The following is a 24,474-nucleotide window of genomic DNA, read 5'->3' on the forward strand; positions in this document are numbered from 1 at the left end:
GATAACTTATTCTCTAATTAATTTTTTTGTAACACTACCATTACTAGTTTCTAGTTTTAGGATGTAAATTCCTTTTTTAAGACTAGATACATTAATTTTTTTGTTGTTTGTAGTTACCGTTCCGCTTAAAATTTTCTTACCTAAAATATCATAGATTTGATAGCTAGTTGTTGATTTTACGTCTGCGTTTAAAGTATTTCCTTTAATTGGGTTAGGGTAGATTTTGAATGTTGATTTTTCAAAATTTGAAGTTGATAATGTAGGTTGCCCCAAACTATCACAAGTGTCTTGAAGATAGCTATCCCATTCTGACAAACTAAAAGAAGTTGTAGGATTAGTAATAGTAGACTTTCTAACTAAAGTAGTGTTTTGAGCAAAAGTAGAAGAGTTACCTTCTTCTCCTATAATATCAATTAAAGTTCCGTTTTTAAATAAACCAATAGCGTCATTACCATTAAATCCTGTGATTGTATTATTGGTGTAATCTGCTTCAGATTCGCAACCTAAAGATAGTCCGCTGTTTACAATTACGTAAACATCTCCAGCAGCAATTGAAGCACCTGAAGGAAAAGAAACATCACTTCCAAAGCTATTACCGTTTGAGCCTAATCTTAAAGTGTAATTTGCTAATTGTACAGTTGAGTTTGTATAATTAGCAATCTCTAAAGCTTTATTATTACCGCTACCTTCTATGTACTCAGAAAAGAATATCTCGTTTATGCCGGCTGGAACATTAGTTGTCATTTCACAATCTTGATTACTTACATTTGAAGTATTTCCTGCTGCATCTAAAGCATAAATTGTAAAGCAGTAGTTAGTTTCTGAAGTTAATCCTGTAACAGTAAAATTAGTTACAGCTGTTGAGGTGTTTGTATAGAAAGAGCCATCTACAAAAATATCATAACTTGCTACAGCAACATCGTCTGTAGAGGCAGTCCAAGATAAACCTATTGTAGATGCAGTAGCGTTAGATGCTACTAAATTTGTTGGAGTAGTTGGAGCTGTAGTGTCTGTTGAAGGATTCCAAATTAAATTAGCATAAGCTGGATTGTCTACAAATGGGTTACGATTACCTTGTGATAGATAAGCAGCATCATTTCGGTCTATTTCAAATTGAGAAGGAGGATATGTATTATGCCAATCTAACATAGTGTTAATAAACCAAGTTTCATAAAATTGATCACTTGTTCCGTTTAATGGATTGTATTGAACTGTATGTGGATCCCAACCTGAGTCGTCCCAATTGTCTTCGTATCTTACTGCAAAATATAACATTGCACGTGCAACATAACCTTTAAATTCGTCTATAGGTTCAAAACACCTTCCTGTGTAACCATAATTATTTCCTGTTCCCCATTTAGAACCATTACTGTAAGATGTATTAGTACTTGTTACTACACCAAATGGGTAATTACTACGTCCATTATTTACAAAACCATCTGTAGGTATTACGTGATGGATATCTGATACCATTGGAAGGTTTTCTGAATTATTAAAAAATCCTTGAGGAAATAAATGTTCTCTATTATAGCATTGTCCTTCTGCGTTGTATGATCCACCACATTGGTCTGAAATAGAGTGATTATAATTATAAGTATCTGATTGTGAAGGTTTTTCTGTATAAATATCTAATACAGAGCCATCGTTTTCATAATAGTTATCGGTATCTGTTAATGCGTATTCTTGATATAGATTATCATAACTATTACTATTCCAGGTATGACCATTTGTTATGATAACTTTTAATTGTGTTTTTAAGGTATAACCAGTACCTGTTGCTGTACTGTAATATCCTGCAGGAACTTGAGCAAAGCCAAAAGATGTAATTAATAAGGCTATTAAAATGTAAATTTGTTTCATTTAGTTTTAATTTTGGGAGAATAATTTATTTTCTTTTTAATAAAGCCATGTAAAATCCGTCAAATCCAGACTCATGAGCCAATATTTTTTTATCTTTTACAAATGTAAATTCTTTTCCTTCTTCTGAAGCTAAGAATTTATCTACCTGCTCTTGATTTTCTGATGGTAAAATAGAACATGTAGCATAAACTAATTGTCCGCCAGATTTTACCATTTTAGAATACGAACTTAAAATTTCGGCTTGCGTGTTTTTAATTCGGTCTAAAAATTCTGGCTCTAATTTCCATTTAGCATCAGGATTTCTTCTTAAAACGCCTAAACCAGAACAAGGTGCATCAATTAAAACACGGTCTGCTTGGTCATGTAATTTTTTAATGACTTTGGTAGAGTCTATATGTCTAGGTTCAATATTATGCGCGCCATTACGCTTTGCACGACGCTTTAATTCTTTCAACTTATTTGCATAAATATCTAAAGCAATTATTTGTCCTTTATTTTGCATAATAGAAGCTAGGTGTAATGTTTTACCGCCAGCACCAGCACAAGTATCTATTACACGCATACCTGGTTCTACTTGCAAAAAGTCTGCCACTAATTGTGAAGACGCATCTTGTACTTCAAACAATCCATCTTTAAAAGCTTCGGTTGAAAACACATTAGCACGTTCTTTTAAACGTAATGCGTCTGGATAATCTTTTAAAGTTTCGGTCTCTATATCTAAGTCAAAAAGAATATTTTGAAGCTTTTCTTTAGTCGTTTTTAAGGTGTTTACTCTTAAAATTACATCTGCTTGCTCGTTTAAGGCTTGGATTTCTTTAGTCCATTTGGCTTCTCCAAGTTCTTTTACAGCAATATCATCAATCCAATCTGGAATAGATTCTTTAATTTTTCTAATTTTAGAAAGCTCATCAAAACGTCCTTTAATTTTTCGAGTTGGTGTGTTTTCAAAATACTTCCAATCTGGTAATTTAATTCCTTTTAAAGTTGCCCAAACCGCAAACAGACGCCAGATATCATCTCTACTAAAAGGTTCTTTTACGTTAGCAATTTCAGCATATAAACGCTTCCAACGTACGATGTCGTAAGTGGTTTCGGCTACAAAAGCACGATCACGACTTCCCCAACGTTTGTCTCTTTTTAAAAGTTGTTGTACTACTTTGTCTGCGTATTGACCTTCGTTAAATATTTGAAGTAAACCATCTACGGTTGCAAAACATAAGTTTCTGTGTAAGCGCATATTTTAAAATTTAAAAGCAGACAAAGTTAAGGTTTATATGTGGATTTTGAATGACTTTGTTAAATATTTCAATTTGCTTTTCTATTTTTATTGAAAATTATTAACGATGAAATTATTCCTTCAGTTTATTATAGCCTTCATGTCTCTACTAATTGTCTTTAGTTGTAAATCTTTAAAAGAAGAAAGTCGTACTGAAAAGGAAGTTGAAAATTTTACTTCAGTTGAAATTGAAACTTTAATTGAAGATTCTACTTTGAATGTTAGAGCTTTTGAATATTTCGATACTAATAAATCCTTTGGTTTTTTGACTTCAACAGGTAATCTTGGAGCAATACTAACAAGAGATAATGAATATGATAATAATGAAATTAATAAAGTAGTGTATCCAACTTTTGTAGATAGTACTAATTCAAAATTAAATTTTAGATCTTTAGCTTTAGTAAAAAATTTAGGTTTTGCATTAAGTATTGGTAATCCAGCATTGCTATATCGAATAGATTCTGAAGGAGTAATAGATTTGGTCTACCAAGAAAATCACCCAAAAGCTTTTTATGATTCTATGGAATTTTGGAATGACCAAGAAGGTATTGCAATTGGTGATCCTACTGATGACTGTATGAGTATAATTATTACCAGAGATGGAGGAGACACTTGGACTAAATTGTCTTGTGAAGATTTACCAAAAGCTAATGAAGGTGAAGCAGCATTTGCAGCAAGTGATACCAACATTGCTATAGTAGGCGATAAGACTTGGGTAGCAACAGGAGGAAAATCTAGCCGAATATTGTTTTCGGCAGATAAAGGAAAAACTTGGGATGTTTTTGATACGCCAATTATACAAGGAAAAGAAACTACCGGAATGTATAGTATAGATTTTTATGATGAAAACCATGGTTTTGCAATTGGTGGCGATTATACAGATGCAGATGCTAACCAAAAGAATAAAATAGTGACTAATGATGGCGGAAAAACATGGCAAGTTGTTGCAGATGGAAGTGGACCAGGTTACCGTAGTTGTGTGCAATATGTACCAAACAGCAATGCACAACAATTAGTCGCGATAGGTTTTAAAGGTATAGATTACAGTGCAGATGCAGGACAAACCTGGAAACATCTAAGCGATGAAGGTTATTATACATTAAGATTTTTAAACGATAGTACTGCTTATGCAGCAGGAAATGGTCGTATTAGTAAATTAAGTTTTAAATAAAAAAAGCAGCCATTTGGCTGCTTTTTTATGTTTAGTCTTTTCGTGCTTCTCGATGTCTACCTCTAAACTCTTCAATCATCTTACGTTTAAAGGTGCGTTCTGCATGCATTAACTTTACAATTTTCTTGTAGCTTATTACTTTAGTAAGTTTATCAATAAAAGCTTTTTCATTTTTTACTTTAGCTTCTTCATTTGCTTGCATTTCTTTAAGTAATGCTTCAGATTCTGATTCGGTAAGTTTTTCTATATCTAAATCTTTTCTTTTCTTTATTGAAGATTGAAAATATTTATGTTTTTCTTCTTCGTGTGCATTATATATTGGCCAAAAGTTTTCGGCTTCTTTTTTTGTTAAGTCAAGTTGCTCTGTAATATGGGCAACTTTTAGTGCTTTTAATTTCTCACTTATTTTTTTTGTGTAACCTTTTTCTTTTTCTAATTGAGCAAAAGTGCTTATAGAAACAAATAATAAGATTATAGTAAATATTTTATTTTTCATGTGTTAAGTTTTTATTCGTCTAAAAAATCTTCTAAATCTATGTCGTCTAAATAGTTATCTATAGAAATACCGTTATAGTCAATAAAATCTGTTTGTGATAATTGATCGGTGTTTATTAGGTTTCTAATATCATTAAGTTCAACTTCATTTAAAATGTAAGCTTCAACAGTTTCTGTATCTAGGTTATCAAAAGTGACTTGTGTTTTAAAAGGATTTAAATTAAAAAATAGAACAAACATTGCTGCAATACTGGCTACTGTAATTATTGTTTTTTTGTTGAATAATTTAATTATTTTAGTCTCTTTAGTTTTGCTTAAAATATTATCCTCAATAGTATCAAAATAATTGTCTGGTGTTTTAAATCCAGAATCTTTGCCAATTTCTTCTAAACTAATTTGAGACATAATTTGGTCTTCAATAGTATTAAAATAGTTATTTGGTGTTTTAAAACCAGTTTGTTTGATGTTATTTAAGTTTTCTTTTTTCATTTCAATATTTAGACACTTTTTTTTAATAAAGGTTTAATCTTGAGTTAAGTAGGTTTCAATTTTTTTTACGGCAATGTGGTATGATGCTTTTAAAGCACCTTCGCTGGTTTCTAAAATTTCAGATATTTCGCTGTATTTTAAATCTTGAAAGTATTTCATGTTAAATACTAGTTGTTGTTTTTCTGGTAGCGTAGCTATTGCTTTTTGTAATTGTAATTGAATTTCTTCTCCTTCAAAATATACGTCACTTTCCAAATTTTTAATTGCTAGACTATTAGCTTCTTCATTATTTAAATTTAGTCTTTTTGCGTTTTTTTTAAGATGTGTTAAGGCTTCATTAGTTGCAATTCTGTATAACCAAGAATATAATTTACTTTCTCCTTTAAAGTTATCTATGTTTTTAAAAACTTTGATAAACGTGTTTTGTAAGACATCGTCTGCATCGTCATGGGATTTTACTATATGTCTAATATGCCAATATAAACGCTCTTTATAAAGCGAAATAAGCTTTTTAAACGCATGATTTTTTTGATCTTGCGATTGTAATTGTGCTATTAATTGGTTTTCGTCTATTATCATATAATTTGTTAGACTATATTTTATTTACCTGGTTTAATTGCTTGACAGAATTTAGATTTTTTTAACTAAAGATTAGTTGTTTTTAGTATGGACTAATCGATACAGCATTTTTTTTAATATTTTAAATGCTATTAGTCGTCTCCAAATTTAACAATGAATAAAAAAAGGATAAACATTTGTTTATCCTTTTTGTTTATTTAGAGTTTTGTTAGTCAAAACTTTGCATTTCTACTAACCTTTTGTACATACCATTTTTAGCTAACAACTCTTGATGTGTTCCTTGTTCTACAATTTCGCCTCTTTGCATAACTACAATGTTATCTGCATTTTGTATTGTAGATAATCTATGTGCTATGACTATAGATGTTCTGTTTTTCATCATGTTTTCTAAAGCTTCTTGTACTAGCTTTTCGCTTTCTGTGTCTAGTGCAGAAGTAGCTTCGTCAAGAATCATAATAGGTGGGTTTTTAAGTACAGCTCTTGCAATACTTAAACGTTGTTTTTGTCCGCCAGAAAGCTTGTTACCAGCATCACCAACATTAGTTTCTATTCCTTCTGGTAGGTCGTTTACAAATTCCCAAGCATTTGCCACTTTTAATGCATCAATTACTTCTTCATCGGTTGCATCTGCTTTACCTAATAATATGTTATTTTTTATAGAGTCATTAAATAATACAGAATCTTGTGTAACTAATCCAATTAGGTGTCTTAAAGCGTCTAATTTAACTTCTTTAATATTGGTGTTATCGATTAAAATTTCTCCTTTATTTATATCATAAAAACGAGTAAGTAAATTTGCTATAGTACTTTTACCACTTCCAGATTGACCAACTAACGCTACTGTTTTTCCTTTTTCTACTTTTAAATTAAAGTTTTTAAGAACAAGATCTTTATTGTTATAAGAAAAGTCAATATTATTAACTTCTATAGCATTATTTAAATCATTTAAATCTACAGGATTTTTAGATTTGTAAAAATTATCTTCTTGGTCGATAAGTTCAAAAACTCGATCTGCTGCTGCTAATCCATTTTTTACAGCGTAAGAGGCTTTAGATATTGCTTTTGCAGGAGTTAAAATATTATAAGCTAATCCCATGTAAGCTAAAAACTCTGATGCTAAAAGTACTGGTTGACCATTAGGTAGTTTTTCTATTAAAACCATTCTACCTCCATACCAAAGTAGTGCGCCAATAGTTAAGATACCTAGAAACTCACTTAAAGGTGAAGCTAAATTGTTTTTGTTACCTATAGAAACCCTTAGCTTAAAAATTCTATTAATAGAATCGAAAAAAGTGGATTTAACCTTTGATTGAGCGTTGTAGCTTTGTATTACTTTAAGTCCACTTAAACTTTCTTCAACTAAAGAAATAAAAAATCCAGATTCCTTCTGAGCTCTTGTGGATTTTGATTTTAAACTTTTGCCTATTTTGGATATAATAAATCCAGATATAGGAATAAAAATAAAAACAAATAGTGTTAGCTTAACACTTATTTTAAGCATTATAGCAATTGTAAATATGATGGTTAAAGGTTCTCTTACTATAAGTTCGAAAATGAGGAAAAATGAGTTTTGTAACTCTCCTATATCACCAAGCATTCTAGCCATTACGTCTCCTTTTCTTTTTTCTGAATAATAAGAAATAGGTAATGATAGAATTTTATCAAACATTTTTATTCTTAAGTCTTTTAAAACTCCATTTTTAAAATATGTAAGGTTATATGCAGCTAAATAGTTAAATAAGTTTTTTAATAAAAAAGTAATAATAACTATAGATATAACTAGTAGTAATGCAAATTGAGGACCTTTTTGTTCTGTTAATTCAGAAATGTAATAGTACAGCAATTCCTTACCATAACTTGTAATTTCTAAAAACGAAGTATATACAGGTTTTTTGATGTTTGTTTTAGTCTCGTCAAATAAAACTTGCATCATTGGTATTAATGCTACAAATGATAACGAACTAAAGAGAGCAAAAAGAACATTAAATATTACGTTAGATACTATGTTTTTTTTATAAGCTTTTGCGTAGGGAATTATTTTTTTTAGGCTTTTATCCATTTAATTAAGTTGCATATCATTTATGATAGCGTCTATTTTTGCTTCCAATTTTTGTTCCGTTATAGTGAAGTCTGACACATTGTCTAAAGTAGTATTTACACTAATGTAAAATTTAATTTTAGGCTCGGTACCACTTGGTCTTAATGCTATTTTACTACCATCTTCTGTGTAATAAATTAGTACGTTAGATTTAGGAATTTCTATCGTTTCTGTAGTGTTGTTAGTTAGGTTTTTAGCTTCTGATAATTGATAGTCTTCAATACGTATAACTTTAGACCCGTTAACTTCTGTTAAAGGATTTTCTCTAGCGTCAATCATCATTTGTTTAATTTGTTGCGCGCCTTCAATCCCTTTTTTGGTCATTGATATAAGTCGTTCTTTATAAAAACCGTGTTCTAGATACAGATTTATAAGTTCTTTGTAAAAACTACTGTTTTTTGCCTTGGCTTGTGCTGCAATTTCAATCGCTAGAAGGGAAGAGGTAACAGCATCTTTATCCCTTACAAAGTCGCCAACCATAAATCCAAAACTTTCTTCGCCACCACCAATAAAGTCTAAGTCGGGAAAGTCTTTAATCATCTTAGCAATCCATTTAAAACCAGTTAGTCCGACTTTGCATTCTACATTATAAGCTTGTCCTAAAACAGACATCATTGGTGTAGATACAATTGTACTACCAATAAATTGGTTGTTGTTAATTTTGTTATTGTTTTTCCATTGTTTTAAAAGAAAATCTGTCATTAAGACCATGGTTTGATTTCCGTTTAAAAGCGTCATTTTATTATCAAGATCTCTTACTGCAATACCTAATCTATCACTATCAGGATCTGTCCCAATAACAATGTCTGCATTAACTTTTTCTGCTAATTCTAAAGCCATTTTTAAAGCTTCAGGCTCTTCTGGGTTAGGCGAAACTACCGTAGGAAAGTCTCCGTTTGGTTCACGTTGTTCTTCTACAATATGTACATTTTTATAACCAGCACGTTTTAACGTTTCTGGAATGGTTGTTATTGATGTACCGTGTAAAGATGTAAATACAATATTTAAATTATCTTTTGCGTCTTGACTTGTGTTAAAACTTCCGTTTTTAACAGATGCGTTTATAAAAACATCATCTACATCTTGACCTATGTATTGAATATTTTTTTCTTTTGCTTCAAAGTTAATTTCTGAATATTCAAGGTTATTTATTTCTTGAATAATTTCGGCATCTTGTGGCGGAACTAATTGTCCACCATCTTGCCAGTATACTTTGTAACCGTTATATTCTGGCGGGTTGTGTGATGCGGTAAGTACAATTCCGCAATGACAATTTAGATGTTTTAAAGTGAAAGAAAGCTCTGGTGTAGGACGCAGGTCTTCAAATAAAAATACTTTAATATTATTTGCCGAAAACACATCTGCAACTACTTTTGCTAGTGTTTTACTATTATGTCTACAATCAAAAGCAATAGCTACTTTTAAGTCTTGATTAGGAAAACTTTTATGTAAATAATTGCTTAAGCCTTGTGTATTTTTTCCGAGTGTATATTTGTTGATACGATTTGTACCAATACCCATAACGCCACGCATACCACCTGTACCAAATTCTAAATTTTTATAAAAACTTTCCTTTAATTCTTCTGGTTTTAAAGCGATTAAATCTTTTATGTAATCTTGTGTTTTTTTATCGAAAGTTGGCGTTAACCAAGTGTTGACACGTTCTAAAAGTTCTGGGTCAATATATCTCATAACGTAAATAAATTATATACAAAAGTAAGCATTTACAAAATGCTAAAGTTTTTACTCTTTTAAATTTAAAGATTCTTTAATTAAATAGCGTTTTTTGTTTGCGTTTTGACGTAAAATAATTTCTCCTAAAAAACCAGCTATAAAAAATTGAGATCCTAAAATCATTGTTGTAAGTGAAATGTAAAATTGAGGTCGTTGTGTAATTAATCTTCCTGTTGGATTAAAAAATAGCTTATCAATACCTAAATATACAGCAAAACCAAAACCAACAATAAACATAATAACACCTAAAGCACCAAATAAGTGCATAGGTCTTTTTCCAAATCTAGATATAAACCAAATGGTTATTAAGTCTAAAAAACCGTTAATAAAACGATCCATACCAAATTTTGTTTCGCCATATTTTCTGGCTTGATGTTGTACGACTTTTTCACCAATTTTGGTAAAGCCAGCATTTTTAGCAAGTACAGGTATGTAACGGTGCATCTCGCCATTAACGTCTATATTTTTTACTACGTTTTTATTGTAGGCTTTTAGTCCGCAATTAAAGTCATTTAATTTAACACCAGATGTTTTTCTTGCAGCCCAATTAAAAAGCTTAGAAGGTAGGTTTTTGGTAAATTTATTATCAAAACGTTTCTTTTTCCAACCAGAAACAAGGTCAAATTTTTGTTTAGTAATTAAGTTATAAAGTTCTGGTATTTCTTCTGGATTGTCTTGTAAATCTGCATCCATAGTGATTATTACATCACCTTTAGCTTGGGCAAAGCCTGCATGCAATGCTTGAGATTTACCAAAGTTTTTTAAAAATCTAATTCCTTTTACATTTTTATCTTGCTCTTTTAAAGTGCAAATGGTTTGCCAGGATTGGTCTGTGCTACCATCGTCTATAAAAAGAATTTCATAAGAAAAACCATTGGATTTCATGACTGATGAAATCCAATGGTGTAACTCTGTTAAAGATTCTTGTTCGTTAAGTAGTGGTATGACTACTGATATATCCATAATTCAACTTGAAAATTATTTCAAATATAGAATTATTATGCGTTATCATCAGATTTTTTCATGATTAATGCAGCTATTAAACCAATTATACTAAATATAATAATTTGGATAACTAAAGACTGTAATACGCTACCAATACTAAATTGGTTTGGTTGCTCGCGCATTTTTTCAACGGTTTCAACAATTGATTCTTCTGGTGCATTCCAGTTTCTCATCATTTCTGCTGTTCCTTCAATTGTTTTTTCCTTTAAAGTTATAGCAGCATCAGGATCAATAACATTGAAAAGAACTATTGCTACCACACTAGCTACAATTAATCCAATTAATACCGTTATGAAGTAAGATGTAAAAGCTTCTTTAAATGATATAAAACCATTTTGAGACTTTTTAGATTTTACTATAGATATAATACCAAAAATAATAATAGCTAAAAGCATTGCTATTCCTACAAATGGATTTGTTAGTAATTCAAGATTAACAGCATACGATACAACGTATACAACAGCGATAAAAAGCCCTAAATATAATCCATAATTAGATGCAATAGATTTAATAGTTTTTTCCATAATATTTTGATTTAAGTTAGTATTTGTAAGTTAGTATAATTTTACAACAAATTGTTACATAAAAAATGAAATAAAAAATTTTAATAAATTTGTTGTTGATTTGTAAAAAATGCTTAAATTTGCACCTCGAATTTAGTAAAGACACAAAAGCATTAAGCGATGAAAAAAGGTATACATCCAGAAAATTATAGATTAGTAGCATTTAAAGACATGTCTAATGAAGATGTTTTTATAACAAAATCTACTGCAAATACTAATGAAACTTTAGAAGTTGATGGTGTTGAGTATCCATTAATTAAAATGGAAATTTCTAGAACATCTCACCCTTTTTACACTGGTAAGACTAAATTAATTGATACAGCTGGACGTATCGATAAATTCAAAAACAAATACGCTAAATTTAAAAAATAAGTTTAGACGCAATCATATACTAAAAGCCTTTCAATATTTTTTGAAAGGCTTTTTTGTTACCGCTAATTAATCTATTTTTATATTTTAATCTAAATAGTTACAATGAATTATATTCTATTTGACGGACCAGTAAGAAACCAATTACTACCATTTACATATACAAGACCAGTTGCAGATATACGCGTAGGTATTTTGACCATTAGAGAAAAATGGGAACAGTATCTTAAAACAACCACAACAACGGTAACCGAAGATTATTTGTCGGACAAATATCCCATGGTAGAAATGGAAGAAAATATTATGCTTAATGCGTCATATTTACCAAACCCAGAATTAATAGAATTAATAATTGGTCTTGAAAAAAATCAAGCAATTTTTAAAGATGAAGACGTTATTGCTTTTTTTACTACAGAAGCCGAAGAGGATATTGATTTTGATAAGTTTGAAGCGATAGAATTTGATAACGATATACTAAAAATAGAGCATACTTGGGATATTTTTTCTAAAAACGGAGAAGCAATACAACAAGATTTTGATTTATTGACTACTGACCGTACATCGCAACCAATACCATCAAGTAATAACGTAATTGCACCAGAAAATATATTTATAGAAGAAGGCGCTAAGCTAGAATTTACAACACTAAACGCTAGTTCTGGACCAATTTATATTGGTAAAAATGCCGAAATTATGGAAGGCTCTATCATTAGAGGTCCGTTAGCATTGTGTGATAATGCTACTATTAAATTAGGAGCTAAAATTTACGGTCCGACTACTATTGGTCCATTTTCTAAAGTTGGAGGAGAAGTTAATAACAGTGTACTATTTGGATATTCTAATAAAGGACATGATGGGTTTTTAGGTAACTCTGTTTTAGGCGAATGGTGTAATCTTGGTGCAGATAGTAATAATTCTAATTTAAAAAATAATTACGCAGAAGTAAGACTTTGGGATTATGATACCGAACGTTTTGCTAGAACTGGACTTCAGTTTTGTGGTTTAATGATGGGTGATCATAGTAAATGTGGCATAAATACAATGTTTAACACAGGAACAGTTGTAGGTGTTAATGCTAATATTTTTGGAAGTGGCTTCCCAAGAAATTTTGTGCCAAGCTATAGTTGGGGCGGAGCATCTGGGTTTTCTACATATTTAACTAAGAAAGCTTTTGAAGTAGCAGAAGTAGCAATGTCTAGAAGAAATATAGAGTTTACATTACAAGATAAAGCTATTTTAGAACATGTTTTTGAAATTACAAAAAAATATAGAAAAGACTAAGATTATCTAAAAATTTTGCATTTAATAAAAAAGTATTTTAATATTGGATATACTTAAAACTGCCCCAAGTTTATGAAACTAATATTTAAGGATGTAAAGCTATTCACTTTGCTATACTTTTTGGTGTTTATAATTGATACTTTTATTAAAAATTCTCAGTTTCGTTTCCCTTTTAGATATATTTCTAAGACACTTTTAATCTTAATTTTACTATTATTTTATATAGTTAATCAAAAAGAAAAAAGTGTATTTAATTACAGATTAGTAATATTAGCTTTATTTAGTTTTATTATTGGAGATTTAGTTTTAGTAGGAGAAAATACTACAAAATCTTTTGCTATTGGAGGTGTTTTTTTTGGGATAGCAAAAGCATTTTATATTGTTAGATTTAGAAATAAAAAAGACTTTTATATAAAAAATCTACTCCCTTTTTTACTGTTTTGCTTTATTTACATGAGCTTGATGATGAATTTTATTTACAGTAAATTAGGCTTATATTTTATACCTACTTTAATATACTTATTTGTGGTACTATTGCTAGGTCAAATAGCTTATTTAAGAAAAAATGAAGTGAATAATTTAAGCTATTATTTGGTCTTAATAGGTGTTTTATTTTCTATGGCATCCGATAGTATTGCTTTTTTAAAATCTTTTTATGATTCAAGCTTTTTTTATCATAAGTATACAATCATGCTCTTCTATAGTTTATCACAATATCTAATTGTTTTAGGCATACTAAAAGAAAATAACACTCTAGTAACTAGTTGATTATTGTTTGTTTTAGTTTTAAATTATTGTAATAGCCGTATAATTATTCTATATTGCAAACGCTATTTGTAATAATTTATGACAGCTTTTGTAAATATTAAATATTTTACTTTCGTTTATTTCTTTATATTATTCTTAGATATAATTTTTAAAAATATATCTGATTTTTTTTATGTAAGAATCTTCACAAAATTATCTTTAGTTACACTACTTATTGTTTTTTTCTTTCAATATAATAAACCAATTAAGCTATTGAAAGATAAAATTTTTTTAGCAGGTTTGTTTGCTTTTCTTTTGGGAGATTTTTTTCTAATTTTCTATGAATATGAGACAATATACCTTACGGGTTTATTCTGTTTTATGTTAGGTAAAATAGCTTACACAGTAAGGTTTTCTAATCAAAAAGATTTTAAAATTAAAAGGTTATTTCCTTTTCTAACTATCCTTTTTATATACATTGTCTTTGTTGCTTCTTTAATTTTTGACAATTTAGGAGACTTCTTTATACCTGTTTTACTTTACTTTTTTGTATCTATGTTAATCTTCTTATTTGCTTATCTAAGGTATGATGTGGTAAATAGTTTAAGTTTTTATTTAGTTTTTGCAGGTGTTGTATGTAGTGTGTTTTCAGATTCTATATCGGTATTACAATCGTTTTACAATCAAAACTTTGGTCTTAATCAGTATTCTGTAATGTTATTTTACGGATTATTTCAATATCTTGTAGTGCTTGGTATAACAAAAGAGACGGTTTTAATTAATGAATAAAGTAAACTAATGTTAACGATAATTTTAATTATATTTATAGGAAAACATTTTATCAAATTAGCTGAAGCTTATAATAAAAACAAGTGGTTGTATGCTGTTTTAGGAGTAATAAGCTATTATGCAGGATCAATAATAGGTGGTGTTATTATTGGTGTTTTAAGCGAAATTTTTGGTTGGTATATAGATTGGGAAAATACTTTGTTAATGACCTTGATCGCGACACCATTTGGTCTTGGTACCGTAGCGTTGTTTCATTACTTATTAAAGAAAAACTTCGAGCAAAATAAACCAGAACCAATTCAAAGTATAGAAGATATTGGCAAATCAATAGAGGAAGAAAAAGAAGAAGAAAAGCCTAAATTCAGAATTTAAAGTTCTTTTTTAACCCTTTTCAACTGCAATAAATTTATAGGATTATTACCTATACCTGAAACTTTTTTATGCGTAAATCGTATTACTTCATCATAATATAAAGGTACGATAGGCGCTTCTTTTAATATTAAACTATCCATTTTAGAATATAGCTTAGCACGTTCGTCTACATTAGACTCTAAAAAAGATTGCGTGTACCAAGTGTCAAAAGTTTCATCTTTAAAGTGTGTGTAATTTGGTCCGTTTGGCGCAAAGTTTTCACTGTAAAACAATGATAAATAATTTTGAGCATCGGGATAATCTGCAACCCAACTTGCTCTAAATAGGTCTAATTTACCATTTGCTTTACCTTCCTTTAATGTTGAAGCTGGTATTACATCTACATTGACAATAAGTCCTATTTTTGTTAATTCTCTTTGTATATATTCACAAAAATTAAGGTAATTACTTGTCGTTGTGATAGTTATTTCTGGGTTTAAATTGCCAGTTTGTGTTTTGTAGTCTTCGATAAGTTGCTTTGCTTTTTCTGGGTTATATTCAAAACCAGTATTTTTATTAAAACCAGGTAAACCTTTTGGGATAAATCCACCATTTGCGGGTATGCCTATTCCGTTACGTAAATAGGTTATCATTTTTTTTCTGTCAAAACCGTAATTAATTGCTAATCTTAAATTTTTTGAGTTAATTTCATCTTTTTCACTATCCATAAAAAAAGCTAAATATTCGGTATTTAGATATGGACCTTTAATGACGTTTACAGTTTTTGTGTATTTGTCTCTAAGTTCGCCTTTTGTTGTTAAAATTTCATCTTGATAAGAAGCATCCAAGCTGTTTAAAAAATCTAGATTACCTTGTGCAAACTGCATAAATTCACTTTGCTTATCTGGTAAAAAAGTAATAGCTACAGCTTCTAAATATGGTAGTTGATTGCCTTTAGCATCAGTTTCAAAATAGTTATTGTTTTTTCTAAAAACTAACTTTATATTTTCTTCCCAACGTTTAAATTTAAAAGGACCAGTACCAATTGGGTTGGATCTAAAATTGCTACCGTAATGTTCTACAATTTCTTTTGGGACTACGCTGCAATACTTCATGGTTAGTAGGCCTAAAAACGCAGGAAATGGTTGCTTTAAATTTATAGTGAAAATGCTATCGTTTTCAGCTTTAAAATGTTCCACTTTATTAAAAACCCAACGACCAGAAGAAGCAACTTTTGGATCTAAAATTCGGTTAAAACTATACTCAAAATCTTGTGCTTTTACAGTTCTTGTACTGTCTTTTTTAAAGAGTGAATGTTTGTGGAAATAAACATCGTTTCGTAATGTGAATTTGTAAGTTAAACCATCTTCAGAAACTGTCCATTTTTTTGCAATACTTGGTATGACTTTTAGGCTGTCATTCATTTCAACCAACCCATTAAATAGTTGATTAATAGCCCAAATATCTGCATTGTCTTTAGCAAATGCGGGATCTAAAGACCCTATATTTTTATGTTCATTATATCTAAAAACTAAATGGTCTTTATTATCATTTTTAGTTGAATTACAAGACCAAAACAGTAGTAAACTAAAGCTAAAATATAATAAGTGTTTCATTGATTAATTTTCTGGTGTAGCTCTCCATTTTAAGATAGTATTGCAATATAAGTAAGTAAAAACAATACCAACAACAAATAAAATTAAACTTGACCACAAACCTAAGTCTCTTAATAGAACAAAGCAATTTTCAGTTCTTTCTGAATAATCAGGAAATTTTAAGCGACACGCATCGCTTTGGTGTGATGTAATAATTGCCATAATTAATAATACGTAAGCGACAAATCCAGACAATGTTAGATTGATAAAAATACTGCCTACTAGCTTTTTTAATTTAGTGACTCCAAATAGACCAATAATTATTATAATGGATGCAATAAATAAAATAAAATACATCATAAAGTATTCAAAATCAATACCACCACTTCTAGATGTAAAGCCTATAGCAGCTGCTACTAATGATATAAAAATAGTAAGTAATATACCGCTAACAATAGTAAATAAAACAGATTTTAAACTGGTTACTCTAAAACAGAATATAAGTAATGCAATTGCAAATGCTATCCAAATAAAAGCATGAATACTAGCATCTATAATAGTTTTGTTTTTTATATCGTCTAAGTTTTCAAACACAATTTTAAGATGATCTGAGTCAAAAAACTTGTTAGTCATTATTTTATCTTGATAGATTTCAAAATCAGATCGATCTATGTTAGACCTATAGCTTTTTTTGTAAGGATAATCTCTGTTGCTTATAAGGTGTTTTACCTCAAAATCTGTTGGATTGTAAACCATTTTAAACCAGTTGTCTGTGTCTAAATTGGTTTTTATTCTATACTTTTTAGATACTTCTAAAAAATCGTTTAACAACTGTTTTATTTCATCTGGGTTATTTCTGTTTAATAAATCAAAATTTCCTTTTTGTACTAATTGTTTTTTAGACACATTTCCATATCTATCGTCTAAAGGATTGTATTCATATCTAGAGTATAAATAATCTACATCGTCTTTACCATAACTGTAAAATATTTTGGAATAGTTGTAATAATTTGGTTTAGCAGATTTTAAATATGCAGAAACATCTACAACAGAATCTTTATAAGCATATATTGTGGTAGTGTCTTTATGCTTATAATACACGTAGCCTTTTACGTTGTAATGAATAGGTTTGTCACTATCATAATAAGAGACAAATTTTAAGTTATAAAACTGATATTTTTTTCCTAAAAAATCAAGATAAGGTTTATCTAAATCAATTTTAGAGTATTCAGTTTCACAATGTAAAGAATCAAAAGGTTTAGGATAAACTAGTCGGTCTACAGTATAATTTTTTAAAGAGTGCGATAAAAATACACTAGCCTTATTAGCAGTTAAAACTTCATTTTTAGTAATGTTATCAGGATATTTATTGACGATATATGTCTTTAAACCAAAATTATACGAGAAGTAGAAGGTTATCGAAAAAAATATGATAATGAAGTATAATACAAATTGCTTAAATAGCTTAAAAGCAGTTGTTGGATAGTAGTTTTTAAACGCATTGTTTTTAAACATAAATACTAGCCAAAGTACTAGCATAACTACAGAAATCATCATGCTAAAGAAAATTGCGCCATTATCAAAAAAGATAGTTTCGGCGCCTCTATTTTGTAAGCTTTCTGGGTTTGTTAATGTAATTAAACCAAATAAAAAGAATAGAATATGAATAATTAAAGAAGCACCTAACATCCAAACTACTTTGGTGTTCCATAATGTTGGATGACGCTCGATTAAATATTTATTTATTTTAGAAATGAATTGCTGCATTTTGAATAATAGAGATTAAGATACAAAAAAACGTCTAGTAGATTTAGTTATGTTTCTGGTATAAGTAACATCAATTTGATGATTACCTAGCGCTTCTAAAACTTGATAAAATTGAGTGTTAGCATCAAAATATGCTACATAAATTCCGCCATTAAAAACCAATTTTTCAAGTTGTAAAGGATTAAAAATTTGCTGAAGTTTTTCACGTTCGCAATTACAATCAATTTCTATGATTAGTTGATTTTTTATTGTTGTTTCTTCAGTTTCAGAGTTGTTGTTATCAGTATATTTTCCATTTTTTAAATAAATAACCTTATCCGAAACTTTTTCAACTTCATATAATTGTTGAGAGCTTAAAATTAATGCAATAGGATGATTTAATGAGTTGCAAATAGATTTTAAGTCTTCAAGAATAACTTGTTGTGCTAAAACATCAAGGTTTGCTAACGGTTCGTCAAGTAATAGTAATTCTGGTTGACGCAATAAAGTTCTTGCAAGTTCAAAACGCATTTTGTAACCAGAAGATAATTCGCTCCATTTTAAATGTTTGTAATCCCAAAGACCAAGTCTACAAATCATCATTAAAACTCTTGTTTCATTTTCTTCGGGACTAATTCCATAATTAGACAACACAAATTTTAAGTTGTCTTTTAAACTACCGTACCATTTTTGGGTACGTTGCGGTATGTAAACTAATTTAGATCTTAGTTCAAAATCGGTATTTACTTTACTATCAAAATCATAGTTTAAGTTACCAGAAGTATGTTTTAACTCTTTAGCAAGTACACGTAAAAGTGTTGTTTTTCCGTTTCCATTTTCACCAACTAAACCATAAACATTTCCTTTTTTTATAGAAAGATTGATAGGTCCTAAACTAAAACTATTAGTTCCATAACTTTTAGTGATGTTTGTTGCTGTGACAATAGGTTTAAAATTGTTGTAAACCTCAATAGGAATTTTAGAAATATCCTCCAAAACCTTCAAGCATTTAGTTATAAACTCGCTTTCGTTATCAGGATGTTTAGATTTCCAATCGGTAACTTCAATAATTTGATTATAAATCTCTAAGTTTTGTGTGTCTAAAGCACAATCCATAAGTTTTCTGTAGCCTAAAACAGTATCTTTATTTTCAAAAAAACGATAGACTTCTTGTAGTCTTTTTTCTAATGTAGACATATTGATTTTAAAGGTTTAAACGCTTTTTATAGCAGGAAAAATTACGTATTTTTGCAGCCACAAATTTTAATAGCACTAGGTAAATATAACAAAACTTACTTAGCATAAACACGAATTGCATTGAATAACAAAAAGAAAGTTGGCTTTTATACTTTAGGTTGTAAACTTAATTTTTCTGAAACATCAACCATTGCACGTTCCTTTAAAGACGAAGGTTTTGAGCGTGTAGACTTTAATGATCAAGCAGATATTTATGTTATAAACACATGCTCTGTAACCGAAAATGCAGATAAACGTTTTAAAACCATAGTAAAGCAAGCGCAAAAAGCAAATCCAGAAGCTTTTATTGCCGCTGTAGGTTGTTATGCGCAGTTAAAGCCACAAGAGTTAGCAGACGTAAATGGAGTAGATTTAGTGCTTGGTGCTACCGAAAAATTTAAGATTACAGATTACCTAAACGATTTGTCAAAAAATGATTTTGGCGAAGTACACTCGTGCGAGATAGAAGAAGCCGATTTTTACGTAGGAAGTTACTCCATAGGTGACAGAACACGTGCTTTTTTAAAGGTGCAAGATGGTTGTGATTACAAATGCACGTATTGTACAATTCCTTTAGCTCGTGGTATTTCACGAAGTGATACTTTAGAAAATGTACTTAAAAATGCTAAAGAAATTTCAGAAAGAAACATCAAAGAAATTGTCTTAACAGGTGTAAACATAGGCGATTACGGTAAAGGCGAATTTGGTAATAAAAAACACGAGCACACATTTTACGAATTAGTACAAGCTTTAGACGTAGTAGAAGGTATAGAGCGTTTACGTATCTCTTCTATAGAACCTAATTTGCTTAAAAATGAAACGATAGATTTTGTAGCCCAAAGTAAAACGTTTGTGCCACATTTTCATATTCCGCTACAAAGCGGAAGTAACGATATGCTTAAAAAAATGAGACGTCGTTATTTAAGAGAATTGTATGTAGATCGTGTAGAACAAATCAAAAAAGTGATGCCTCATGCTTGTATTGGTGTAGATGTTATTGTTGGTTTTCCTGGAGAAACGGATGAACACTTTTTAGAAACCTACAATTTTTTAAACGAATTAGATATTTCATACTTACACGTATTTACATATTCTGAAAGAGAAAATACAGTAGCAGCTACAATGGATGGCGTTGTGCCTAAAAAAGTAAGATCAAAACGAAGTAAAATGTTACGAGGATTAAGCGTTAAAAAGCGTCGTGCATTTTACGAGTCACAAATAGGTACAAAAAGAACCGTACTTTTTGAATCAGAAAATAAAGAAGGTTACATACACGGCTTTACAGAAAATTATGTCAAGGTTAAAGCACCATGGAACCCAGAATTAGTCAATACGCTTCATCAAGTCCAGCTTACTAAAATAGACACAGACGGTTTAGTAAGATTTGATTTTGTAAACGTAGAAGTGATATAAAACAAAACATCCGAAGTGATTAACCTCGGATGTTTTCTTTTTAAGTTAAATTAAACCTAATTAGATTCTTACACCAACAGGTAATAACCTTTTAAATTGGCGGTTTTTTCTAATAAATTTAGCAATGTAAGGACTTGTTGGGACAACACTTAAGTTGCGCTCTTCGATATTATCAAATACTATTTTGATAAAATCTGTTTTAAACTCGTCATTATCAAGTGCTTCAGGAACAATTAACTTGGTTAAAAAAATCTTTTTTTCTTGAAGAGAATACTCAATTTTAGCAAAATGATCATCTATTTTCAGTTCAAATTGACGTAAAAAATCGTTGTCAATCAGCTCAGCTGCATCAATCATATTTATAAAGTTTTATTAATTATCAAGGAAGTTTCAAAAATAGTACCAAACTATTTTTTAGTTTTATACTACAAATTTACAAAAAATAATAACAACAATAGTTGTTTAAGTTGTTAAAAGCTTATGAATCAGCAGTTAATACCAGTTTACTTAATGCCAGGTATGGCGGCAAATCCTACAATTTTTGAATATATAAAATTACCCGAAGATCAGTTTGAAATTTTTTGGTTATCGTGGAAAATGCCTTTTAAAAAAGAAACTCTACAAGATTATGCCAAACGTATGTGCGAAGAAGTAAAGCATGAAAACCCTGTACTTTTAGGTGTGTCTTTTGGAGGTATTTTAGTGCAAGAAATGAGTAAACATATTAGTGTAAGAAAATTATTTGTTGTTTCTAGCGTTAAGACTAAACATGAGCTGCCAAAACGTATGAAGTTGCTTAAAGTAACAAAAGCTTATAAATTGCTTCCTACGCAATTAATGGGTAATATAGATTTATTAGCAAAATATGCTTTTGGAGAAACTATTACTAAACGTGTAGAATTGTATAAAAAATACCTATCTGTTAGTGATAAAGCATATTTAGATTGGGCAATAGAGCAAGTAATATGTTGGGAACAAGATCAACCAATACCAGAAGCCATACACATACATGGCGATAATGATATGGTGTTTCCGTGTTCTTACATATCAAATTGTACAAAAATTAAAGGCGGAACACACATTATGATTATAAATAAGTATAAATGGTTTAACGAAAATTTACCAAAACTAATCCTAGGTAATTAATAAAAAATCAAATAAAATTTTTAAATTTAGAAAAAGAAATAATGAAGATGAAGTTAGTTAAAAACACATTAGCAGCAGTTGGTTTAGTCGCTATTGGAGCATTATCTATCAATGCTATGCAAGAAGCTCCAACAGACGAAAATTTTACAAAAAAACTTATAAACGATTACAACGTATACGCATTACAAGTTCCGGATTATATGGATTTTGCAGGCGAAGAAGTACCATTATCTAATCCTGATATTTTAGAGCGAATGGATAGAGAGCTTTTAGTAAATACCTATTGGCAATCTAACGGTCTATTAATGTTTAAAAGAGCTAAAAAATACTTTCCTATAATAGAACCTATTTTAGCAAAACATGGTGTACCTGATGATTTTAAATATCTAGCAGTTATAGAAAGTGGGTTAACTAATGCTAAATCACCAGCTGGAGCAAGTGGGTTTTGGCAAATAATGAAAGCTACAGGTCGCGAACATGGTTTAGAAGTTAATGATAATGTAGATGAAAGATATCATCTAGAAAAAGCAACAGAAGTGGCTTGCGATTATCTAAAAAAAGCAAAAGAAAATTTAGGTAGTTGGACACTTGCAGCTGCAGCTTATAATGCTGGTAATGCAGGTATAAAAAGAAGGTTAGATGCACAACAAGTTAATGGATATTACGATTTGTTGTTAGGTGAAGAAACTGGTCGTTATGTATTCAGAATTTTAGCTTTAAAAGAAATTTTATCAAACCCTTCAAAATATGGTTTTAATTTTAGAGATAAAGACTTATACTCTAAAGTACCAACATATTTAGTAGAAGTAGATACAGCAGTTACAGATTTTGCTGGTTTTGCAAAGCAGTTTGGTATAAACTATAAAATTTTAAAACTACACAATCCTTGGTTAAGAGAGCCGCATTTAAATAATAAATCAAGAAAGCAATATTTTATAGAATTGCCTAAAGAAGGTTATTATAACATACAACCTTAAATGATAGAGTTTTTACAATCACATTGGTGGACAATAGCAATAACGCTAAACTATATATTGGCACTAATTGCAGTTGTTACCATTCTATTTAAATCTATAAATCCAACAAAAACACTAACATATATTATTGTATTGTTAGTGTTTCCTTTTTTTGGTTTAATCGTTTATTATCTGTTTGGTCAAGAGTATAGAAAAAATAAAATCTTCAATAAAAAAGACATTTTAAATAATGAATTAATACAATCTATTGAAGATAAATTAGAAATAAAACCCGAAGCTTTAACTTTTTATGAAGCAGAAGCAGAAGAAGATCAAATACGTTTAGTTCAACTACTTCAAAAAAATGATAAATCACCATTAACACAGTATAACGATGTTGAAATTATAATTAATGGTGAAAATAAATTTGAAAAGCTCTTCAAAGATATAGAGTCAGCAAAACAGCATATACATGTAGAATACTATATTTTAAAAGATGATAAAATTGGTACAAAATTTTTAGAGCTATTACTTAAAAAAGCAGATCAAGGTGTACAAGTAAAGCTAAGCTATGATGATGTAGGAAGCAAAATTTCATCTAAAATGAAAAGAAGGCTTACGCAATCTTCAATAGAGCATCATCCGTTTATGCCAGTATTATTTCCAAAATTTACTGGTAAAATGAATTACCGAGATCACCGGAAAATAGTGATTATTGATGGCGAAATTGGTTATGTTGGAGGAATAAATGTTTCGGACACTTATGTGAATTATCCAGAAAACAAAAAGTATTGGAGAGATACACATCTTAGAATTACAGGTGAAGCAGTATTTACACTTCAAGTTCAATTTTTAACCAACTGGAATTTTGTTTCAGATAAAAAAATAGAGCTAAATCAAACCTATTTTCCAAAAAATAAAACAGAAACAATTACTCCAATTCAAATTGCTGCAAGTGGTCCTGATACCGATTGGGCAAACATTATGGAAGCTATTTTCTTCTCAATAGTAACTGCAGAAAAATACGTGTATATAGCGACACCTTATTTTATTCCTAATGATCAAATTATAACCGCAATGCAAGTGGCTTCAAAAAGTGGAGTAGATGTTAGGATTTTAATACCAGATAAATCAGACTCTTGGATAGCACAACATGCAACAAACTCTTATTTAGAACAATTGTTTGATGCCAATGTTAAGGTTTACAGGTACAAAAAAGGATTTACTCATGCAAAAACAATGGTTATTGATGATGTCTTTACAACCATTGGTACTTGTAATATGGATTATAGAAGTTTCAATATTAACTTCGAAATTAATGCATTAATCTACAGTAAAGAACAAGCTTTAAAAGCAAAACAGATGTATTTAAACGATTTGGATGATTCTTTGTGTATGGACTACGACCAATGGAAAAACAGAGGTAAATTAGAACGTTTAAAAGAAGCTTATTGCAGGCTTTGGGCTCCGTTGTTATAATTATTTAATTCAAAATTTTTTAGTCGTATATTTAAAGGGCTAAATTGATAATGAAATTAAAACATCAACCAACATAAATATTTATAAAGTAAAAAG

Annotated in this window: 23 protein-coding genes; 10 read left to right on the forward strand and 13 right to left on the reverse strand. The window is 29.7% G+C overall.

Annotated features, from left to right (window positions below; genetic code table 11):
* Positions 1–6: 6 nt before the first annotated feature.
* Both H574_RS0100330 and H574_RS0100335 read right to left on the reverse strand, forming a co-directional pair.
* Positions 7–1,860, reverse strand: a complete 1,854-nt coding sequence (locus tag H574_RS0100330) for an endonuclease (protein WP_027878623.1) — start codon at positions 1,858–1,860, stop codon at positions 7–9.
* Between the two features lie 25 nt (positions 1,861–1,885).
* On the reverse strand, positions 1,886–3,097 hold the full coding sequence (locus H574_RS0100335; protein ID WP_027878624.1) for an RsmB/NOP family class I SAM-dependent RNA methyltransferase: 1,212 nt from the start codon (positions 3,095–3,097) through the stop codon (positions 1,886–1,888).
* Positions 3,098–3,203: 106 nt separating this feature from the next.
* Here H574_RS0100335 and H574_RS0100340 point away from each other — a divergent pair, with 106 nt between their 5' ends.
* Positions 3,204–4,307, forward strand: a complete 1,104-nt coding sequence (locus H574_RS0100340; protein WP_027878625.1) for a WD40/YVTN/BNR-like repeat-containing protein — start codon at positions 3,204–3,206, stop codon at positions 4,305–4,307.
* Positions 4,308–4,338: 31 nt separating this feature from the next.
* Here the strand turns inward: H574_RS0100340 and H574_RS0100345 are convergent, their stop codons facing one another.
* From H574_RS0100345 to H574_RS0100375, 7 genes are all read right to left on the reverse strand, one after another.
* Positions 4,339–4,803, reverse strand: coding sequence for a hypothetical protein (locus tag H574_RS0100345; protein WP_027878626.1), 465 nt, complete (start codon positions 4,801–4,803; stop codon positions 4,339–4,341).
* Positions 4,804–4,814: 11 nt separating this feature from the next.
* A complete protein-coding gene (locus H574_RS0100350) occupies positions 4,815–5,291 on the reverse strand; it encodes a hypothetical protein (RefSeq protein ID WP_027878627.1) in 477 nt (158 codons plus the stop codon).
* 33 nt (positions 5,292–5,324) lie between these two features.
* Positions 5,325–5,870, reverse strand: a complete 546-nt coding sequence (locus H574_RS0100355) for an RNA polymerase sigma factor (protein ID WP_036226863.1) — start codon at positions 5,868–5,870, stop codon at positions 5,325–5,327.
* 208 nt (positions 5,871–6,078) lie between these two features.
* Positions 6,079–7,929, reverse strand: coding sequence for an ABC transporter ATP-binding protein (locus H574_RS0100360; protein WP_027878629.1), 1,851 nt, complete (start codon positions 7,927–7,929; stop codon positions 6,079–6,081).
* Positions 7,930–9,660 carry a phospho-sugar mutase gene (locus H574_RS0100365; protein WP_027878630.1) on the reverse strand — a complete coding sequence of 577 codons (1,731 nt, stop codon included), beginning with the start codon at positions 9,658–9,660 and terminating at the stop codon, positions 7,930–7,932. It lies immediately after the preceding gene.
* A 51-nt stretch (positions 9,661–9,711) separates the two neighbouring features.
* A complete protein-coding gene (locus H574_RS0100370) occupies positions 9,712–10,665 on the reverse strand; it encodes a glycosyltransferase family 2 protein (protein WP_027878631.1) in 954 nt (317 codons plus the stop codon).
* A 35-nt stretch (positions 10,666–10,700) separates the two neighbouring features.
* Positions 10,701–11,231 (reverse strand): DUF4199 domain-containing protein, encoded by a 531-nt coding sequence (locus tag H574_RS0100375; protein ID WP_027878632.1) that lies wholly within the window; start codon positions 11,229–11,231, stop codon positions 10,701–10,703.
* Positions 11,232–11,390: 159 nt separating this feature from the next.
* Between H574_RS0100375 and H574_RS0100380 the strand changes: the two genes are divergently transcribed.
* The 5 genes from H574_RS0100380 (at position 11,391) to H574_RS13820 (ending at position 14,828) form a co-directional block, all read left to right on the forward strand.
* On the forward strand, positions 11,391–11,642 hold the full coding sequence (locus H574_RS0100380) for a type B 50S ribosomal protein L31 (RefSeq protein WP_027878633.1): 252 nt from the start codon (positions 11,391–11,393) through the stop codon (positions 11,640–11,642).
* Positions 11,643–11,744: 102 nt separating this feature from the next.
* A complete protein-coding gene (locus H574_RS0100385) occupies positions 11,745–12,920 on the forward strand; it encodes a GlmU family protein (RefSeq protein WP_027878634.1) in 1,176 nt (391 codons plus the stop codon).
* 72 nt (positions 12,921–12,992) lie between these two features.
* Positions 12,993–13,688, forward strand: a complete 696-nt coding sequence (locus H574_RS0100390) for a lysoplasmalogenase (RefSeq protein WP_081653156.1) — start codon at positions 12,993–12,995, stop codon at positions 13,686–13,688.
* A gap of 78 nt (positions 13,689–13,766) precedes the next feature.
* Positions 13,767–14,456, forward strand: a complete 690-nt coding sequence (locus H574_RS0100395; RefSeq protein WP_027878636.1) for a lysoplasmalogenase family protein — start codon at positions 13,767–13,769, stop codon at positions 14,454–14,456.
* Between the two features lie 9 nt (positions 14,457–14,465).
* The gene (locus H574_RS13820) at positions 14,466–14,828 is read left to right on the forward strand and encodes a hypothetical protein (RefSeq protein ID WP_036226866.1); all 363 of its coding nucleotides are present in this window, start codon (positions 14,466–14,468) and stop codon (positions 14,826–14,828) included.
* Here the strand turns inward: H574_RS13820 and H574_RS0100405 are convergent.
* The 3 genes from H574_RS0100405 to H574_RS0100415 are packed head-to-tail and all read right to left on the reverse strand — an operon-like array spanning position 14,825 to position 19,345.
* Positions 14,825–16,423: an ABC transporter substrate-binding protein gene (locus H574_RS0100405; RefSeq protein WP_027878637.1), complete on the reverse strand. Its 1,599-nt coding sequence runs from the start codon at positions 16,421–16,423 to the stop codon at positions 14,825–14,827. The two genes, H574_RS13820 and H574_RS0100405, sit on opposite strands and share 4 nt — an antisense overlap.
* A gap of 3 nt (positions 16,424–16,426) precedes the next feature.
* A complete protein-coding gene (locus H574_RS0100410) occupies positions 16,427–18,169 on the reverse strand; it encodes a PrgI family protein (RefSeq protein WP_027878638.1) in 1,743 nt (580 codons plus the stop codon).
* Between the two features lie 15 nt (positions 18,170–18,184).
* Positions 18,185–19,345 carry an ATP-binding cassette domain-containing protein gene (locus H574_RS0100415; RefSeq protein ID WP_027878639.1) on the reverse strand — a complete coding sequence of 387 codons (1,161 nt, stop codon included), beginning with the start codon at positions 19,343–19,345 and terminating at the stop codon, positions 18,185–18,187.
* A 120-nt stretch (positions 19,346–19,465) separates the two neighbouring features.
* Here H574_RS0100415 and mtaB point away from each other — a divergent pair, with 120 nt between their 5' ends.
* Positions 19,466–20,797, forward strand: a complete 1,332-nt coding sequence (gene mtaB / locus H574_RS0100420) for a tRNA (N(6)-L-threonylcarbamoyladenosine(37)-C(2))-methylthiotransferase MtaB (RefSeq protein WP_027878640.1) — start codon at positions 19,466–19,468, stop codon at positions 20,795–20,797.
* 60 nt (positions 20,798–20,857) lie between these two features.
* Here mtaB and H574_RS0100425 read toward each other — a convergent pair whose 3' ends face one another.
* Complete coding sequence (locus H574_RS0100425) at positions 20,858–21,154, reverse strand: GNAT family N-acetyltransferase (protein WP_027878641.1); 297 nt, start codon at positions 21,152–21,154, stop codon at positions 20,858–20,860.
* Between the two features lie 123 nt (positions 21,155–21,277).
* On the opposite strand from H574_RS0100425, the gene H574_RS0100430 reads away from it, so the two are divergent.
* The 3 genes from H574_RS0100430 to cls are packed head-to-tail and all read left to right on the forward strand — an operon-like array spanning position 21,278 to position 24,378.
* Entirely contained in the window at positions 21,278–21,943 is a 666-nt protein-coding gene (locus H574_RS0100430) for an alpha/beta hydrolase family protein (RefSeq protein ID WP_027878642.1), read from the forward strand.
* A 47-nt stretch (positions 21,944–21,990) separates the two neighbouring features.
* Positions 21,991–22,920 carry a lytic transglycosylase domain-containing protein gene (locus H574_RS0100435; RefSeq protein ID WP_027878643.1) on the forward strand — a complete coding sequence of 310 codons (930 nt, stop codon included), beginning with the start codon at positions 21,991–21,993 and terminating at the stop codon, positions 22,918–22,920.
* Complete coding sequence (gene cls, locus H574_RS0100440; RefSeq protein ID WP_027878644.1) at positions 22,921–24,378, forward strand: cardiolipin synthase; 1,458 nt, start codon at positions 22,921–22,923, stop codon at positions 24,376–24,378.
* The last annotated feature ends 96 nt before the right edge of the window (positions 24,379–24,474 follow it).

The sequence above is a fragment of the Mesoflavibacter zeaxanthinifaciens DSM 18436 genome (assembly GCF_000422365.1).
Lineage (GTDB): Bacteria > Bacteroidota > Bacteroidia > Flavobacteriales > Flavobacteriaceae > Mesoflavibacter > Mesoflavibacter zeaxanthinifaciens.

Bases quoted from the DNA above. Each gene is read 5' to 3' on its own strand.
- H574_RS13820 (WP_036226866.1), top strand. From the start codon at position 14,466: ATGTTAACGATAATTTTAATTATATTTATAGGAAAACATTTTATCAAA.
- H574_RS0100375 (WP_027878632.1), bottom strand. From the start codon at position 11,231: ATGGAAAAAACTATTAAATCTATTGCATCTAATTATGGATTATATTTA.
- H574_RS0100435 (WP_027878643.1), top strand. From the start codon at position 21,991: ATGAAGTTAGTTAAAAACACATTAGCAGCAGTTGGTTTAGTCGCTATT.
- H574_RS0100335 (WP_027878624.1), bottom strand. From the start codon at position 3,097: ATGCGCTTACACAGAAACTTATGTTTTGCAACCGTAGATGGTTTACTT.
- H574_RS0100345 (WP_027878626.1), bottom strand. From the start codon at position 4,803: ATGAAAAATAAAATATTTACTATAATCTTATTATTTGTTTCTATAAGC.
- H574_RS0100370 (WP_027878631.1), bottom strand. From the start codon at position 10,665: ATGGATATATCAGTAGTCATACCACTACTTAACGAACAAGAATCTTTA.
- H574_RS0100330 (WP_027878623.1), bottom strand. From the start codon at position 1,860: ATGAAACAAATTTACATTTTAATAGCCTTATTAATTACATCTTTTGGC.
- H574_RS0100430 (WP_027878642.1), top strand. From the start codon at position 21,278: ATGAATCAGCAGTTAATACCAGTTTACTTAATGCCAGGTATGGCGGCA.
- H574_RS0100405 (WP_027878637.1), bottom strand. From the start codon at position 16,423: ATGAAACACTTATTATATTTTAGCTTTAGTTTACTACTGTTTTGGTCT.
- H574_RS0100425 (WP_027878641.1), bottom strand. From the start codon at position 21,154: ATGATTGATGCAGCTGAGCTGATTGACAACGATTTTTTACGTCAATTT.
- H574_RS0100390 (WP_081653156.1), top strand. From the start codon at position 12,993: ATGAAACTAATATTTAAGGATGTAAAGCTATTCACTTTGCTATACTTT.
- H574_RS0100380 (WP_027878633.1), top strand. From the start codon at position 11,391: ATGAAAAAAGGTATACATCCAGAAAATTATAGATTAGTAGCATTTAAA.
- H574_RS0100340 (WP_027878625.1), top strand. From the start codon at position 3,204: ATGAAATTATTCCTTCAGTTTATTATAGCCTTCATGTCTCTACTAATT.
- H574_RS0100365 (WP_027878630.1), bottom strand. From the start codon at position 9,660: ATGAGATATATTGACCCAGAACTTTTAGAACGTGTCAACACTTGGTTA.
- H574_RS0100415 (WP_027878639.1), bottom strand. From the start codon at position 19,345: ATGTCTACATTAGAAAAAAGACTACAAGAAGTCTATCGTTTTTTTGAA.
- H574_RS0100410 (WP_027878638.1), bottom strand. From the start codon at position 18,169: ATGCAGCAATTCATTTCTAAAATAAATAAATATTTAATCGAGCGTCAT.
- H574_RS0100355 (WP_036226863.1), bottom strand. From the start codon at position 5,870: ATGATAATAGACGAAAACCAATTAATAGCACAATTACAATCGCAAGAT.
- H574_RS0100385 (WP_027878634.1), top strand. From the start codon at position 11,745: ATGAATTATATTCTATTTGACGGACCAGTAAGAAACCAATTACTACCA.
- cls (WP_027878644.1), top strand. From the start codon at position 22,921: ATGATAGAGTTTTTACAATCACATTGGTGGACAATAGCAATAACGCTA.
- H574_RS0100360 (WP_027878629.1), bottom strand. From the start codon at position 7,929: ATGGATAAAAGCCTAAAAAAAATAATTCCCTACGCAAAAGCTTATAAA.
- H574_RS0100350 (WP_027878627.1), bottom strand. From the start codon at position 5,291: ATGAAAAAAGAAAACTTAAATAACATCAAACAAACTGGTTTTAAAACA.
- H574_RS0100395 (WP_027878636.1), top strand. From the start codon at position 13,767: ATGACAGCTTTTGTAAATATTAAATATTTTACTTTCGTTTATTTCTTT.